Below are 16,048 nucleotides of genomic sequence, written 5' to 3'. Positions count from 1 at the left end.
TGGGCGTCCCTACCGCGATCCACTAGCCTGATCCGCGTTTGGCTTCAGGCATCCAGATCGATCAAGGCGATGCCGAGTTCCGGACGCTTTCTGCGGCGCAGGTGACCAGGCGTTTCCACCAATGTGACTTCGAGAGTCGGCCGAACAATGCCATCGAGAAGATGTCCGCCCTTCGTGCTGCCGTCGCGCAATCCGAGCACCGCATGGACGTGAAGGCTCGGCTTGCCGTCGTCGCCCATCGCAACGTCGCCGACCGCGCTGAGCACCTCGCACTGTTCCAGCACCGGGATTTTCCGATAAGTTTTTTCCTCGATGTCGAACCAGCCGACAGTCGCCCTTTCGAAGGCGCCGAGCGCGGTCAGCGAGGCGCCGCCAATATCGTGATCGACCGCGAAAGCTGTAAGCGCCGCGAACGCTTCCTCGCCGGGATCAAGCACCACAACGAACGTCCTTTGTCCGGCGCTTTCGGCGACGAGCTGCGATTTCATGATTTCACTCCAGACGCTGTGTCGGCTTTGCCCTGTCACTCGATCGAGAGTTGAACGGAAAGCTGGCTCGCGAGTTCCCAATAGGTTTGGCTTGGGTTTGAACATCGCAGCGCCGTTCGACTGTGGAGAAGATGCAGTGGTCCGGAACAAGATTGCCCAGGAAACATTGTTCCCCGCAGGCTATCTCTGAGGGAGCGGACGTGGCGCCAACCGAGATCATCGTCAGGCATGCGCTAACGCCGCGTGAGTTCTGGATTGGTCTCGGGCGTGCCTTTGCCGGGGCGTTGATCTTCGCCGTCCCGGTGCTGATGACCATGGAAGCTTGGGCGCTGGGCTTTCACCTTCACCCACTGCGGCTCGCCCTGTTCCTCGCTGTCACTTTGCCAATGCTGGTGCTGCTGCACAAGTACGGAGGCTTTCGTCAGACGGTGGCGCTCCGCGACCGCATCGCCGATGCTTTTGTGGCCATACTTGTGGCCGCTGTGGCGGCTACGGCGGTGTTTTTCATTTTCGGCATCGTGACCGTCGAAATGCCGCTACGGGAGGTGATTGGCAAAATTGCGGTGCAGGTTGTCCCAGGCAGTCTCGGAGCATCTTTGGCGCGCGCTCAGCTCGGCACGGGTTTGTTGGAGGAGGAGGACATTCCCGAGCCCGGCTACACCGGAGAGCTGTTCCTGATGGTGGTCGGAGCGCTGTTTCTATCGGTGAACATCGCACCAACGGAAGAGGTCGTCCTCATCGCTTACAAGATGCAACCCTGGCAGGAAATCGCCCTGGTTGTGGTCACCCTCGCTCTCATGCACGCCTTCGTCTACGAGTTCGAATTCCGCGGCTCGCACAGTCCCGAGCCAGGCGCTGGATTGGTCAGCATCTTCTTTCGCTATGCGATCGTCGGCTATGTCCTGGTGATGCTTGTGAACCTTTATATCCTGTGGACCTTCGGCAGGACCGATGGCGCCGGCTTTTCGGAGACACTCAGTGCAGTCGTGGTTCTGTCGTTTCCTGGCGCGCTCGGGGCGGCGGTTGCGAGGCTCATTCTGTGACAAAGAATTCCGCAAAAGGCGACAGGCAACAGAAGCAGCAGTCCGACAACAAAGCAAAGACACGCAAACCCGGAACTTCGGTCACGGAGTGGGTCGTGGCGGGAATAAGCTCGGTAGCCCTGCTTGCCGTGCTTAGCTACCTTGTCGTCGATGGCTTGAGCACAAGCGATGGGACCGCTCGGATCGTTGTGCTGCCGCTGGCGGTCGCGGCCACCGAGGGCGGCTACGTGGTCGAGTTCGCCGCTGCAAACAGGGCGGGGAAATCAGTTGCTGCTGTCGAGATCAAAGGTGAACTCCGCAATGGCGATGAGGTCGTCGAGGAGAGCAGCGCTACGCTCGACTATGTCCCACAGAATTCCCAACGCAAGGGCGCGTTGATCTTTCGTCGCGATCCCGAGGCCTATGACTTGCGCCTCTTTGCCAGTGGATACAGTGAACCCTGACCAGTCATGGATGAAATGGAACTCGGCATGGATGAAGCGGTAACCCGGCCACCGCTTCGCCCTGCTGTAAAAGCGACATGGCTGCAGCAGAACCAACATGGCCCGTGCCTCCGAGCATGGGTGATCCTTCTCGCTCCCTATTCCTCCGGGGCGGTGGCAGGAGCCGTATAACGGCGACGTACCGCATCCAGAACGTGCTTGCGGCTCTCCTGCGCCGAGAGCATTTCGTCCTTTTCCGCCTCGGCGGTCTCGCGCGCCAGCTCCTTGTCCCTGATCTGTCGGCGAAACCATTCGGAATAGTCGCCGGCGCGCAGGTGATGCTCCCAGGTTCTGTCGTCGATGCCCTCGGCAATCTGGGCGAAGATCATCAGGTTGTGGGCCCGGAGATTCATCGCGTTGTCGGGACCTCTGAAATAGAAGCTGCCGGCCTCGTCGAGTTGACCTTCTGCATATTTGCGGCTGTGACGCTTGAGCGACTGGCGCGGCTCGATCGCTTTGACCATGGCAATTTTCTTGCGGGCTTGCGGCCGCCAGAACAGCACGCGCTCGCCTTCTGGCGAGGGAATATCCTTTGGCGGCTTGGTGTCCGTCTCCTGACAAAAGGCCCTGATGACATTCTTGGCCTTGGGACCGAGCGCAATCACGGCAGTGACCAGACGCAGGGCGTCGGTCGAGATCGCCTCCGGATGAACGGTGATCAGGACAGTGCCCGGCAATTCCAACGATAGGATGGCGCGCGTGTCGTCGCGCTTCTTGGGCAGAAGATGATGCGCCTCGTCGATGACCAGCCAATGCGGCCTCGCCGTACGGTAGCGGAAATTGCCAAGACCGGGGAGCAGGTCGGCAAAGAAGTCTGGTCGCTCATTGACCCGCAACGCCAGCCCATTGACGACCACATTGGTGTCGGGCTTTTCGATCAGGTCGAGCACTTGTGCCTTTGTCGGTTCGCTTGAGCCATCGCCTATCCGGACGGCGCCTTCGAGGCCATCATAGTCGCCTTCCGGATCGAAAACGCAGAATTGAAATCCGTTCTCGACGAAGCGTTCCGTCAGTGCGGTGGCCAAGGTGGATTTGCCGATGCCGGAGCTTCCGGTGATCAGAACCGTGTCGGTCGGCGTCAGATAGACTTCGTCGCCGCCGACCGAACCGAGAAGGATACCGTCACGGGCTTTTCGGACAAATTCCCGATCACGCTTTACCAGCTTTTCGATCAGTTCCTCGACGCCCTTTCCACGCGCGCCGCGCGTTACAAGATCGGCTGTATCCTTGACCGCTGCAAGTGCATTGGCGACAGCGATGCTGCAGCCGCAGGCCTGCAGGAACGCATGATCGTTTTCAGCATCGCCAATACCGACCACATTGTGCGGCGACAGCCTGAGGTCCTCAAGTGCGGCTGCCAGCCCGGTTGCCTTGTTGATGCCGCTGGGCAGCACCATCACCGCGCCCTTGTTGAAGATGATTTCCAGCTCCAGCCCGAGTTCCTTGATGACCTCAAGAACTGTTGCCTGGTGTGGTTCCCAGGTCGCAACGATCGACCGTCCGACTGAAAGCGGCTTGACGCCGCGTTTCTTCAACTTGGCGACAAATTTCGGCGCCGGTGCCGGTGAGATCGCACGTTCTTCCTCGCTGGCAGGCGTGTAGATCAACGCCCCATTTTCGGCGACGACCTTGTCGAACACGCCGAGCTCGGGAAAAACCCGCTTGAGGTCGGGCAGTTCGCGGCCAGTGACGAGGATGAGCTTGCGGCCGCTTTTCTTGAACCGTTCGAGGGCTGCAAGCGTCTTTTCAGCTACGATCCCGTCGTGCGCCAGCGTGCCGTCATAGTCCGTCGCCAAGGCAATGAAATACATCTGTCGACCATTTCTTATCTGAGATCGCCGCTACCACCGTCACAGGCGAGAGGTCCATGATGATCGAGGCAGTGCGGGCGACAAGTTCTCAGTAGCCGCCGATGATCGGCAGTATCTCGCCGGTGATGTAGCTTGAACAATGCGGCGAGGCCAGGAACACATAGGCGGGCGCGATTTCCTCCGGTTGCGCCGGCCGTTTCATCGGCGTGTCCGCGCCAAATTTCGAAACGTCGCCGGCTTGCTTGTCCGACGGGTTGAGCGGCGTCCACACCGGGCCTGGCGCCACGCAGTTCACCCGAATTCCCTTTTCAATGAGGTTGCCGGACAGTGCGCGCGTGAAGGCATGAATGCCGCCCTTGGTCATCGAATAATCGACCAGCTGCTTCGAGCCCTCTATGCCGGTTATGGAGCCGCTGTTGATGATCGCCGAACCAGGCTTCATATGCGGAACGGACTCCTGCGCCATGTGGAAATAGCCGTAGAGGTTGGTCTTCAGCGTCGTGTCGAAATGCTCCTCGGTCAGTTCGCTGAAGTCGCTGGAATGGATCTGGAAAGCGGCGTTGTTGACCAACACGTCGATCCGGCCAAATTCCTTCACCACCTCAGCCACAGCATTGTGGCAGTGGTCGCGTTCGCTGACGTCGGCCTTGACCAGCATGCAGCGCCGGCCCTCGGCTTCGACGGCCCTCTTCGTTTCTTCAGCATCCTTATCCTCGGACAGATAGACGATCGCCACATCGGCGCCTTCGCGCGCATAGAGCACGGCCACGGCTCGGCCGATGCCGGAATCGCCGCCGGTGATGACGGCCACTTTGCGATCGAGCTTTTTTGATCCGATATAGAATGGCGCGTCGTAAAGCGGCGCCGGCTCAATCGCCCATTCGTGCCCCGGCTTCGGCTGGTGCTGCTCGGGAAAGGGCGGCTCGGGATATTTGCGTGCTCCGGCCTGCATGGCGCCTGGTTGCTTGCCGTTGCCCTTCGATTTGTCCTTGGCGTCGATGCCGCGCTGGATGTGGCGTTGCTTGGCGGCCTCGCCGGCGATTTCCGATTTCATCTGCATGGCTGTCTCCTTGGCTTGGAGAACGAACAACGCATGTCCGGCGAAAAAGTTTACGCGACGGCGTCATTCCTTCAGTAACGAATCCAAACGCCAGGAAATCGACGGCGTGTACTGCCCAACTGGCAACGAATGAGGCGGCCGGACGTTCCGGCACAAGCGGTGTCCGAGAACCTGAACGCGCGCCAGCCAGGCAGAAGGTATTCCGAGGCTGGTGACCTGACGATTTCCCGCTTCTCGGCCGTACAGGCGATTTTGCCACTGGACCGCGTCAAGGGAGAGGAAAATGGCTGAAGGTCATGCCAAACCGAGCGGGCCGGATTTGGTCGAGGGCATCGCGTTATCCGACCTTGCCGATGGCGGAAAGCTCCTCGGCCATTGCGGCGATGAGCCGGTGCTGCTGGTGCGCCGCGGGGCCGAGATCTTCGCCATCGGCGCGACATGCACACATTATGGCGGGCCGCTCGTCGACGGTCTTGTGGTGGAAGACACCGTCCGGTGTCCCTGGCATCACGCGTGTTTTGATTTGCGGACAGGCGAGGCCCTGCGCGCCCCTGCATTCAGTCCACTCGCTTGCTGGTCGGTGGAACAACGCGATGATCGGATAGTCGTGGGCGAGAAGCGCAAGCGGATGGCACCCAAGCAGCGCGATGGAAGTTCCGGCCGGGTTCCGGGGAAGATCGTCATTGTGGGTGGCGGCGCCGCCGGTTTCGCGGCGGCAGAAACACTACGGCGCGAACATTATCAAGGCAGCATTGTCATGCTCAGCAACGACGAAGCGCCGCCGGTTGATCGGCCCAATCTTTCCAAGGACTACCTCGCCGGCAAAGCACCGGAGGATTGGATTCCGCTGCGCCGAGAAAGCTTCTATTCGAAGAACGATATCGAGCTGCGACTAAATGCGGATGTCGCCAGCATCGATGCAGGTTCTGGCGAGGTTGTGCTGGCGGACGGGGCCCGGACTCCCTACGACAGGCTACTCCTGGCGACCGGAGCCGAACCGGTTCGCCTGACCATACAAGGCGCCGACCAGCCACATGTTCACACGCTGCGCTCGTTCGCAGACTGCAAGGCGATCATCGAGCGGGCCACGACTGCGCGCCGCGCCGTCGTGCTTGGCGCCAGTTTCATTGGCCTGGAGGTTGCCGCGGCCCTGCGCTCGCGCGCGATCGAAGTTCATGTCGTGGCGCCGGAAAAACGGCCGATGGAACGGATCATGGGTCCGCAAATGGCCGACTTCATCCGCGTCCTCCATGAGGAGAATGGTGTCGTGTTCCATCTCGAGGACACCGCCAGCAGCATCGACGCCAGCGAGGTGAAACTCAGCGGTGGCGATACGTTGGCGGCGGATCTCGTCGTCGCCGGCATCGGCGTGCGGCCGCGGACAGGGCTTGCCGAAACGGCGGGGCTCATCCTTGACCGCGGTGTCGTGGTAAACGCCTTTTTGGAGACGAGCGCACCAGGCATCTTCGCGGCCGGCGACATTGCGCGGTGGCCGGATCCCCACAGTGGCGAGAACATTCGGGTCGAGCATTGGGTGGTTGCCGAGAGGCAGGGGCGAACCGCAGCCCTCAACATGCTCGGCCATCGCCAGAAATTCGTCGCCGTGCCGTTCTTCTGGAGCCAGCACTACGATGTTCCCATCAACTATGTCGGCCATGCCGCGCAATGGGACGAGATCGTGATCGATGGCGACATTGTTGCCAAGGATTGCCTGCTCCGCTTCAAGCGCGAAGGGCGCACGCTGGCTGTCGCTTCGATCTTCCGCGACATCGAAAGCCTAGGGGCCGAGGTGGAAATGGAGCGCCAAATTGACCTAGTGGTAAAAGCCTGACACTTGGCACCCGACGTGTGGGGCAGCTCAGGCTGAAAGACCGCCGATCGGGCAACCACGGAAGATGGAAGGTCAGCCCGCAATCGCGCTCAGCGCGTCCTCAATAAGCTCGAGTGAATCCGCCATCGTGTAGAATGTTCAAGCCTGTCATGTGATCAGTGAGGGGCGACAACAAGCCCTCGACGACGGCGGCAACTTCAGACGGCGTCCCATACTTTTTGAGTGGAACATTGTCGGTTTCGACCGCAATCCTTTCTTCAAACGTCACGCCGGCGTCCTGCGCTCGCCTGCCAATTGCATCCCGATACCAGGGCGACAGCGTGCCACCGAGTGAAAGAGTGTTCACATGAATACCTCTTTCGCCCAGCGCAAAGGCAAGCGTCTTCGCTTCTCCAAGCCAAGCGGTGCGGATGACGTTGGCGGTGGCGTAGTGGCTAAGAACCTGAGCCGAAGAAATGCCGGAAATGATTACGACCTTGCAGCGACGACCTGCTTCAGGGGCCGGTTCCATACGAGCGATTGCCGACTTCAACAGGGACAACGGCCCAATGAAGCTTGTCTGAAACAGCGTTCGCCAGACGTCCGGTTCGGGCATAGGGTCAGCGGACGAATGCGGTTGGGGCGGCATAAGAACGACCCCGTCAAGCTTGAGGCCCGACGTGGCGAGGTGTCGATCAAACTCGCCCAACGCGGCATCGGATGCCATATCAACCGGTATAGCTTCATGCGAACCGTCGGCTGGTGCAGGCAGGGTCGAAACCAGCGACTCAAGCCGCACCTGATTGCGGGCCGCCACCATCAGCCGCGCGCCACCGGCCGCAAGCCGTTCGCAAATTGCTTGCCCGATCCCACCCGTCGCCCCAGTCACAAGTATGGTCGACATCGCACCACCCCGCCAGTTTCGAGCACTATACCGTTGTACTCTGGAAAAGCCATTGGCACCCCGGCTATGGGGCGGTTTCTTGCCGCCCACCGGTACCAAGTGTCAGACTTTCGCCACTAGCGAAGCGCCCACTGTTATCCACCTTCCGTGGCGATAAGCATTCAATTGCGCTTCGCTCATTCCGCGCAGCACAAAGGTCCGGGGCTGGGGGCGCTGTACGGCCGGTTCAGTCTGCGCAATCAGTCTCGGCGCGCAAGGATCCAGTCGGTCGCCGCCGCGAGATCGGCGACGGTTGCGGTCGGGCGCGGATCGAACCGTTTCTCGTCGCCGTGCCGGTATTTGCCTGTCCGCACCAGCAATGCGCCCGAAAGTCCGGCGCGCAGGGCGCCAGCTATGTCGGCCTCGGCGTCGTCGCCGACCATGATCGCCTGATCTGGCGGACAGTCCATGCTTGCCAGCGCCGACTGAAAGAAAGCCGGCGACGGCTTGCCGAGAACGGTTGCGCGCTTCAGGGAGGCAAATTCCAATGCCGCGACGAATGGCCCTGCATCGAGGCTGAGCTCGCCGTCAGCATCCCGAAACGTCCGGTTGGTGGCAAGGGCCAGCAATTCGGCCCCGGCGCCCAGCGCGCGGAACGCTTCATTCAACGCCGCGTAGGTGAAGGCGTCTCCGGCATCACCGACGATGACGGCGCGCTTGTCGCGATCCGGCAGTTCGCAAAAGTCCGGCGCAAGGTCGGGGTGAACCAACAAGTATGGCGCACGGCCATTGCGAAGCAGCCATTCGCGTGCAGCGTGCGCCGGGGTGAAAACATCTGCCTTGGTAATGGTGAGCCCCATCGCCTGCAGACGTTCGAAAACGCTCTGTTTCGACGAGCGCGTGGTATTGCTTATGAAGCGTATGGCCAAGCCGGCCTGGCGCAAACGCGAGACGGCGTCGATCCCGCCTGGTATGGCGGTCTCGCCATCATAGAGGACGCCTGCGAGGTCCAGCAGTACACCTCTTGTCATCGGTCCAGCATGACCAAGAGTCCGTCAGGCGTCAAATCCGGAACAGGCCATGGTTGTTCCTCTTGGATCAGGGGATAGACACATGCGATTTGTCGAGGTCACTGCCACCATTCGGGGAAGGCCGTTCGTGCGGCTTGGGCCAGCGTTGCGATCGCCTCGTCGGGAACCGAGCTGTAGGGCCAGAGCAGTCGCGGGCCAAGCGGCGCCCAGCCGCCGGCTGCCGCCATCGCTTTGTCGAGCGCCGCATCGCTGACAGCGTAGCGCACGCGAAAGGGCAGAACCTGTGTGGCGAGAAAGGCCTGGATGCGCGTCTCGACCTCGGCAGCGGCTGCCGCGTCGGTGCGGATCGTCTGCCACCACATTACCGCGCCCTTGGGGTTAAGACAGGCGACGTTGGAATAGCTGCCATGCGCTCCTTGGGCAAATCCCGTCGCCAGCGTATGGCCGGGCACGAAGACCGAAAATCCCGGCAGTTCGCGGCGCATATCGGCGTACCAACTGGCGTCGCCGCCCGGCAGTTTGGCGCCGACCAGCGACGGCACCGCTGCACGCAGCCTGGCGATGCCTTCGAGCCTCAGGCGGCGCTTGGCATGCGGTGGATTGTAGAGCACCAGCGGCATGTCGGGCGCGGTCTCGCACAGGCCGCCGACGAAGCGCATAACCTCGCCGTCGCTGGGCGGCCACCAGTCGGGCAAGGTGAATTGCACCGCCGCCGGGCGAAGCGCCGACACCCGCATCAGCCGCTCGCGCGCGACGCGCGGATTGGACTGGCTGATGCCGATCTGGAAGGGCAGGCGCGCGCGGCCGGCAATCGCGGCCACCAGGGCGCAAAGCCGGTCGAACTCGGGCTCGGTCTGGCAGTGGAATTCGCAGGCCGTGCCGTTGGAATAGATGCCGTCGACACCTGATGCGCAGAGCCGGGCGATCGTTTCCTCCGTCGCTTCCCAGTCGATTGCCCCGCGATCGTCGATGGCCAGCATCACCGCGCCCCAGACGCCGCGCGGCGCGTGTGCGGGCACGTGGCTCACGTGGTCGTCGAACTCAGGGCGCACCGGCGATCTCGTGCTCTCGGCGCGTTTCGTTCGACGCAAAGGCGGCCTCGATGATGCCGATGATCTTGCGGCCATAGGCGCCGTCGACCGGCACCGGCTTGTCGTCGGCAATGGCATCGCGCATCGCGCTCCATTCGCGCACCAGCGCAGCATGCATCCAGTTTGGCTCGAATGAGCCGGGTAGGTCGGCCCAGGCTGTGTCGCGGCCAAGCATCGTGCCGCGGTCCATGTCGATGCGCAGCGTTCCATGCTCGCAGACCAGGTCCATGGCGTAGCCGGCCGCGCCATTGCGATAGCCGACGCTCTGCACCTGGCCGAGCCCGCCGCCGGCGAAGCGCAGTCCGAGCAGGGCGGTGTCGTCGGCTTCCTGGTCATGGGACATGGCGCCAAGCATGGCGCTCACCGACACGACGTCGTCATCCATGAGCCAGACCAGACGGTCGAGCGCATGGATGCCGGCCGTCAACAGCATGCCGCCGCCGGTGGCCTTGCGCAGATGCCAGTGGCGGCGATTATGCTCCATCCACAGCTTGATGATCCAGCTCGATCCGACGAGCGGCCGGCCGAGCATTCCTTGCTCAAGCATTTGCCTGGCCGCCATGCAAGGCAGCGCGAAATGCATGAGATGGGCGACCATCAGCTTGACGCCAGCGGCGGCCACGGCGGCGTTGATCGCATCGCAGGCCGCCGCCGTCGGCGCCATCGGCTTTTCGAGCATGACGTGCTTGCCGGCCTTTGCCGCGCCGATCGCCATGTCGGCATGGAGATGGTGAGGGCTGGCGACGAGGACAGCGTCGACATCCTTGTCGTCTAGCAGCTTGCGCCAGTCGGTGTAGCCGCGACCACCATGTTCGCTGGTGAAGGCGGCCAGGGCATCGTTATTCCCGCGGCACGATGCGACGAGATGCAGGCCCTGCACCTGCTTGATTGCCCTTGCATGGGCGGCGCCGAAATCGCCCGCTCCGATAATGCCTATTCCAATCATCGTCCTGCCTTTTCATACGCGGCGTCGATCAGCGACATCGCCGCAACATAGTCTTCGATTGAAGTCGCCGGCGGCGCTTTTCGAGCCAGCCGGTCGAGCGTGTCGCTCATGCACAGGCGGTAGCGCGTCGCCGGCAATTCGATCGGCAATTCGACGATAGCGCCATCGTCGAGCGTCGCACAGAAGGCGCGCTCGCCATAGTCGATGAGGGTCGCATTCTCACTGACGATACGCCATTCGAAATCGCCGCCGGGGCGCATCGAAGCAAAAGTGTATCCGGCCTCGACGACGAACAACGCTCCGGCAGCGTCTTCCAGTACAAGCAGCGCATGGTCCTCGACCGGGGCGCGGTGAATGCGGTTCTCGATCGAGACGGTTTTTAGCCCAAGCCCGCCGGTTGCCAGGCCGAGCGCGGCGTCAACGCCGTGTATGCCGAGGTTCCTCAGCGCGCCGCCGCCACCGATCGCCGGATCCACCACCCAGGCGACGCCGTCGGCCGCATAGCGCTGCGGCGGGCCATTGACCAGCCGGAACTGGCAATGCGCCACCGCACCGGCGCGGCCTTGGCTGCGCAGCCGTTCAAAGGCAGTGGCGGCCGGCCCAAAGCGGTTGGGAAGGGGAATGCTGATAAAGGCCTGGTGCTGCCTCGCCAGCTCGCTGAGCGCGGCCAACGTTGCGGTGCTGCTGGCCGCCGGCTTTTCCAGGATCAGCGGTATGCCGGCTTCGATGACGGTGCGCGCCCGCGCCGGCACCGTCGAAGGGTGTCCCATCAGCAGGATCGCGTCCGGCGGGCCGGAAAGGATTTTCGCAAAGTCGGTGATGAACGGCAAATGATGGCGCGTCGCGAAGGCGCGCGCATGCTGCGCGTCCTCATCCCAGATGCCGGCAATCGCGGCGCCGCAAAAACGTGCAGCGTCGAGATGCATTTCGGCGTGCCAATGGCTTGAGCCGGCCAGGACGATTTTCATTCAGCGATGTAATCCTCTTGCTTGCAGGATATCCTACAAGTCGCTATGCTACAAGCATCGACCGCTTTGCGGCGGGCCGTCGGCCGCAATTGCAGCGGGAGCAAAATGTCGGAACCCAAATCGAGCTCGGAAACCAAGTTGAACTCGGAACAAAAATCGATCGAACCGCTGACCCGACCGCCGCTGCTTCACGTCAGCGTGCAGGAGAGCCTCAGGAAATATATCCAGAGCAACCAGCTCAAGGCGGGGGACCCCTTGCCTCCGGAGACCTTCCTGGCGCAGCGGCTCGGCGTCGGCCGCAACTCGGTGCGCGAAGCGATCAAGGCGCTGGAGTCGATCGGTATTCTGGAGACGCGTCGCGGCATCGGCGTGTTCGTCAAGGAATTCTCGTTCAAGCCCTTGCTGGATAATCTGGCATACGGCCTGCAGGATTCGCTGCGCGACGTCGAGGAACTGCGCGAGATCCGCCGCGTCCTTGAGACCGGCCTGATCGCCAAGACCATCGAGATGATCAGCGCCGAAGACATCGCCGCGCTGCGCCAGCTGACCGAAAGCATGCGGCGGCGCGCCGAGCGCCAGGAGAGCTTTGCCGAAGAGGACCAGCAATTCCACCAGTTGCTGTTCCGCTGCCAGAACAATCACATGTTGAGCGCGCTGATCGACATCTTCTGGGTGGCCTTCAACAAGGCCTCGAATTTCACCAGCCTCGACAATCCGACGCCGCTGGCGACCTGGCGCGACCATCACGAGATCGTCGAGGCGGTAGCCGCCAAGGACGTCGACCGGGCGCGTCAGCGCCTCGACGACCACTACAGGGGGATTCAGCAAGTGATCGCCAGAAACCGAACGACCTGACCCAACGCCGAACTACCTGACAATGCCAAGGGAGGAAACCATGCGCATCAAGACCATAGCTCGTCATCTGACTGTTGCCGGGCTGCTGCTCGGCGGCCAAGCCACCAGCGTCCAGGCACAGGACGCCAAGACCATAACCGGGGGCTTCGACGTCGGCCCCGGCGGCTTTCCCAAGAACTTCAATCCGCTGGCTGCGACCGGCGGCTTTACCTGGCTGAGCACCTATTTTGAACCGCTGGTCATCTACAACGCCGAACTGACCGAACTCGAAGGCGATCTGGCCAAGGACTACAAGGTCAGCGACGACAAGCTGACCTATACGTTCAACCTTGCCCAGGAGAGCTGGCACGACGGCAAGCCGTTCACGTCCAAGGACGTCAAGTTCACGCTTGAGCTCGCCAGGAACAAGGCGTCCGGCAGTCTGTTTGCCGCGCGTCTCGGCGATATCGCGTCGGTCGACGCGCCGGACGATCGCACCGTAGTCGTCAAATTGTCGAAGCCCAACGGCTCCTTCCTGTCGATTCTCTCGCAGGTGATGATCCTGCCGCAGCATGCCCTGGCCGCGATGCCGCCGGAAACGCTGGCCACAAGCACCTGGTGGTCCACCACGCCGGTCGGCACCGGCCCCTTCAAGTTCAAGCGCTATGTCAGCGACCAATATGTCGAACTGGCCGCGGATGACGACTATCGCGGCGGCAAGCCGAAGGTCGACGTGCTCATCAACCGGTATTTCGAGAGCCCGGCGGCCGCCGTTGCGGCGCTGCGCGCCGGCGAGATCCAGTTCACCTATGTTGAGCCCGACGATGCGGTATCGTTCAAGGGCGACAGCAATTTCAAGGTGATCGAGGGCGCTTCTTATGTGGTCAACTACATCGGCCTCAACCAGAAGGTCGAGCTGTTCAGGGATGTTCGCGTCCGCCAGGCGATCATGTATGCCATCGATCGCAATGCCATCATCGAGAGCCTCTATGGCGGCGCGGCCAAGCCGGCCAATTGCGGTTACGTCGCGCCGCATCTGCTCCCGCAAGGCCTCGAACCCTATGCCTACGATCCGGCCCAGGCCAAGGCTCTGCTTGCCGAGGCGGGCTGGGACAAGATCAACGGCGACAAGCCGATCACCCTGCTGACCTATTACGGCTCGCCGCAAGCGGCCAATGTGATGGCCGCCATCCAGTCGATGCTGGCCGAGGTCGGGATCAATGTGGTGCCGCGCGTCGTCGATACGCCGACCTATAACGGCATCGTCTACAAGGAAGGCACGCCGGACTGGAACGCGTTTGCGATGGTCTATGCCGGCCTGCAGAACGGTCCCAATCCGGCTGGCATCAGCCCGGGTCTCAACAAGTCGCAGATTCCGCCGGCAGGCTTCAACACCATGCGCATCGAGTTCGACGATCTCAGCGCCGCATTGGACGCCGCGCTCGCCCAGACCGATCCGGCCAAGATCGATCAATCCTGGCAGCAAGTCTGCAAGGTTATGAACAAGGATCTGCCCTGGGCGACATTATGGGTGGCCAACCGCTATGGCGTAGCCTCCAGCAAGCTGCGTGACTTTGTCTGGACGCCGGCGCCGGCCGGCGGTCCTTATGCGGCTCACTCGGAACGCTGGGACATCCAGTAAAACGGCCTGGCGGGCCATTCCGGCCCGCCAACGAAACGGGCCTGGCACGATGCCGGCTCCGCTCACCATCGCCACGGACAGCCAATGCTGAGTTTCATTGCCCGCCGCAGCGCCACAGGACTGTTGATGCTGGTCGCCCTGAGCGTCCTCATCTTCATCCTTCTGCGGCTGGCGCCCGGCGATCCGATTGACGCCTATATCAATCCGTCCAGCCCGATGTCTGCTTCCGACCTCGAAGTCCTGCGCGACCGGCTTGGGCTCGACCAGCCGCTTCCCGTGCAATATCTCGCCTGGCTTCGCGCTGCGCTCGGCGGCGACTTCGGCTATTCGATCCAGCGCGGCGGTGTTGCCGTGCTGCCGCTGGTCATGGAGCGCATCGGCCCAACCGCGCTGTTGATGGGCACGGCCCTGGCCATCGCCATCGTGCTCGGCATTTCCGCCGGCATCTTCAGCGCCGTCCGCCGTAACGCGCTGCCCGACATCGCACTGTCGGTGATTTCTTTCGTCGGCATCTCAAGCCCGGCTTTTCTGACGGCACTCCTCGGATTGTACTTTTTCTCGGTGCTGCTGCGCTGGGCGCCATCAGGCGGCATGCAGACCGCCGGCGCGCCTTTTTCCGTAGCGGACGTGCTCGCGCACCTGGTCCTGCCCGCCTGCCTGCTGTCCATCGGACACGCCGCGCTGATCATGCGCTACATGCGCGCGTCGCTGCTGGAAGTGCTCAACCAGGACTATGTGCGGACCGCACGTGCCAAGGGCGTGCGCGAATTCTGGGTGATCATCAAGCATGCAACCCGCAATGCCCTTTTACCGGTTATCACCCTGATCGGGTCAACGGTCGGCATCGCGATCGGCGGCGCTATCTTCCTCGAAAGCGTGTTCAACTGGCCGGGGATGGGCCTGCTGCTGGTCAACGCCGTCGGCACAAGGGACTACCCGGTGATCATGGGCGCCACTCTGGTGATCGGCATCTGCGTCATTCTGGTCAATCTCCTGACTGATATCGTCTACGCCGTCGTCGACCCGCGCATCCAGGTGTCGTGATGACGATCACCGCACCAGATCCGAAAATTGACCCGACAGTCGTCCCGACAGCCGGGCCGCAAAACAAGGGACCGCTCCGCCGCGCTCTCGACCGCTTCTTTGAAAATCGTGCGGCGCGCGCCGGTCTGCTTATCGTCGTCCCCATCCTGCTGGCGGTTTCGACCTATTCCCTGTGGTGGCCGTTCAGCCCCAACGCCATCGATCTCAGGGCGATCAACAAGGGGCCGTCCGCCATTCATTGGCTAGGCAGCGACGGCGTCGGCCGCGACGTCATGGCCCGGCTTCTGCAAGGCGGACGGATCTCGCTGCTGGTCGCCGTCTGCTCGGTCGCCATCTCGATCGTCATCGGCTTCCTGGTCGGCGCCGTCGCCAGCTTCGGCGGGCGCCTTGTCGACGGCACAGTGATGCGCTTCGTCGACCTCGCAATGACGCTGCCGCCGGTGATCTTCCTGCTCGTGCTCGCTTCGATCGCCGGCACCGGCATTGCGCCGACCATCCTGGTGATCTCGCTGCTCTCATGGCCGGTGCTGTCGCGCATGGTGCGCGCCCGGTTGCTCGAACTGCGCGAGCGCGACTTCGTCGTCGCCGCGCGAGGCATGGGGGCGGGGCTGCCGCATCTCCTGTTTCGTCACGGCCTGCCGAACTGCATCGACATTCTTGTCGTCTACGCCACGCTGCAGATCGCCAATGCCATTCTGCTCGAAGCCGGCCTTTCCTTCCTCGGCCTCGGCATCGCACCGCCCGAAGCCAGCTGGGGCAACATGCTCAATCTCGCCCGCTCGACCGTCGTGCTCGAGCAATATCCTTGGCAATGGATGTTTCCCGGCGCCGTACTCGTGCTCACCGTGCTGGCCATCAACTTCATCGGCGATGGCCTGCGCGATGCATTCGACCCTCGTTCCGATCTCAACTGAC

15 protein-coding genes are annotated in these 16,048 nt (G+C 62.3%); 7 read left to right on the top strand and 8 right to left on the bottom strand.

All coding sequences use genetic code 11. From position 1 onward, the window contains the following. Positions 1–44 precede the first annotated feature (44 nt). Positions 45–488 carry a PPC domain-containing DNA-binding protein gene (locus NMG80_RS05655; protein ID WP_254017231.1) on the bottom strand — a complete coding sequence of 148 codons (444 nt, stop codon included), beginning with the start codon at positions 486–488 and terminating at the stop codon, positions 45–47. 254 nt (positions 489–742) lie between these two features. Between NMG80_RS05655 and NMG80_RS05650 the strand changes: the two genes are divergently transcribed. Both NMG80_RS05650 and NMG80_RS05645 read left to right on the top strand, forming a co-directional pair. Continuing rightward, positions 743–1,531 (top strand): TIGR02587 family membrane protein, encoded by a 789-nt coding sequence (locus NMG80_RS05650; protein ID WP_436798548.1) that lies wholly within the window; start codon positions 743–745, stop codon positions 1,529–1,531. Then, positions 1,528–1,974, top strand: a complete 447-nt coding sequence (locus tag NMG80_RS05645) for a TIGR02588 family protein (protein ID WP_301942727.1) — start codon at positions 1,528–1,530, stop codon at positions 1,972–1,974. The genes NMG80_RS05650 and NMG80_RS05645 overlap by 4 nt, the downstream gene beginning before the upstream one ends. 137 nt (positions 1,975–2,111) lie before the next feature. Here NMG80_RS05645 and NMG80_RS05640 read toward each other — a convergent pair whose 3' ends face one another. Beyond that, positions 2,112–3,824 (bottom strand): HAD family hydrolase, encoded by a 1,713-nt coding sequence (locus NMG80_RS05640; protein ID WP_254017228.1) that lies wholly within the window; start codon positions 3,822–3,824, stop codon positions 2,112–2,114. An 88-nt stretch (positions 3,825–3,912) separates the two neighbouring features. Continuing rightward, on the bottom strand, positions 3,913–4,884 hold the full coding sequence (locus NMG80_RS05635; RefSeq protein ID WP_254017227.1) for an SDR family oxidoreductase: 972 nt from the start codon (positions 4,882–4,884) through the stop codon (positions 3,913–3,915). A gap of 283 nt (positions 4,885–5,167) precedes the next feature. Here NMG80_RS05635 and NMG80_RS05630 point away from each other — a divergent pair, with 283 nt between their 5' ends. After that, positions 5,168–6,715, top strand: a complete 1,548-nt coding sequence (locus tag NMG80_RS05630; RefSeq protein ID WP_254017226.1) for an FAD-dependent oxidoreductase — start codon at positions 5,168–5,170, stop codon at positions 6,713–6,715. A gap of 100 nt (positions 6,716–6,815) precedes the next feature. Here the strand turns inward: NMG80_RS05630 and NMG80_RS05625 are convergent, their stop codons facing one another. The 5 genes from NMG80_RS05625 to NMG80_RS05605 all read right to left on the bottom strand — a co-directional run bounded on the left by NMG80_RS05625 (position 6,816) and on the right by NMG80_RS05605 (position 11,613). Beyond that, the gene (locus tag NMG80_RS05625; RefSeq protein WP_254017225.1) at positions 6,816–7,598 is read right to left on the bottom strand and encodes an SDR family NAD(P)-dependent oxidoreductase; all 783 of its coding nucleotides are present in this window, start codon (positions 7,596–7,598) and stop codon (positions 6,816–6,818) included. Between the two features lie 239 nt (positions 7,599–7,837). Beyond that, the gene (locus tag NMG80_RS05620; RefSeq protein WP_254017224.1) at positions 7,838–8,608 is read right to left on the bottom strand and encodes a TIGR01458 family HAD-type hydrolase; all 771 of its coding nucleotides are present in this window, start codon (positions 8,606–8,608) and stop codon (positions 7,838–7,840) included. A 98-nt stretch (positions 8,609–8,706) separates the two neighbouring features. Then, entirely contained in the window at positions 8,707–9,660 is a 954-nt protein-coding gene (locus NMG80_RS05615; RefSeq protein WP_301942723.1) for a dihydrodipicolinate synthase family protein, read from the bottom strand. Next, the gene (locus NMG80_RS05610; protein ID WP_254017223.1) at positions 9,650–10,645 is read right to left on the bottom strand and encodes a Gfo/Idh/MocA family protein; all 996 of its coding nucleotides are present in this window, start codon (positions 10,643–10,645) and stop codon (positions 9,650–9,652) included. The genes NMG80_RS05615 and NMG80_RS05610 overlap by 11 nt, the downstream gene beginning before the upstream one ends. Next, on the bottom strand, positions 10,642–11,613 hold the full coding sequence (locus tag NMG80_RS05605; RefSeq protein WP_254017222.1) for a Gfo/Idh/MocA family protein: 972 nt from the start codon (positions 11,611–11,613) through the stop codon (positions 10,642–10,644). The genes NMG80_RS05610 and NMG80_RS05605 overlap by 4 nt, the downstream gene beginning before the upstream one ends. Positions 11,614–11,718: 105 nt before the next feature. Here NMG80_RS05605 and NMG80_RS05600 point away from each other — a divergent pair, with 105 nt between their 5' ends. The 4 genes from NMG80_RS05600 (at position 11,719) to NMG80_RS05585 (ending at position 16,047) form a co-directional block, all read left to right on the top strand. After that, on the top strand, positions 11,719–12,468 hold the full coding sequence (locus NMG80_RS05600) for a FadR/GntR family transcriptional regulator (RefSeq protein ID WP_254017221.1): 750 nt from the start codon (positions 11,719–11,721) through the stop codon (positions 12,466–12,468). A 40-nt stretch (positions 12,469–12,508) separates the two neighbouring features. Further along, positions 12,509–14,089: an ABC transporter substrate-binding protein gene (locus NMG80_RS05595; protein WP_254017220.1), complete on the top strand. Its 1,581-nt coding sequence runs from the start codon at positions 12,509–12,511 to the stop codon at positions 14,087–14,089. An 84-nt stretch (positions 14,090–14,173) separates the two neighbouring features. Further along, entirely contained in the window at positions 14,174–15,133 is a 960-nt protein-coding gene (locus NMG80_RS05590; protein ID WP_254017219.1) for an ABC transporter permease, read from the top strand. Next, complete coding sequence (locus NMG80_RS05585) at positions 15,133–16,047, top strand: ABC transporter permease (protein WP_254017218.1); 915 nt, start codon at positions 15,133–15,135, stop codon at positions 16,045–16,047. The genes NMG80_RS05590 and NMG80_RS05585 overlap by 1 nt, the downstream gene beginning before the upstream one ends. Position 16,048: the final 1 nt, after the last annotated feature.

The sequence above is a fragment of the Mesorhizobium escarrei genome (assembly GCF_935825525.1).
GTDB classification, from domain to species: Bacteria; Pseudomonadota; Alphaproteobacteria; order Rhizobiales; family Rhizobiaceae; genus Mesorhizobium; species Mesorhizobium escarrei.
Note: the sequence above shows the minus strand (reverse complement) of the source record. Positions and strands in the feature narration are given on the sequence as shown.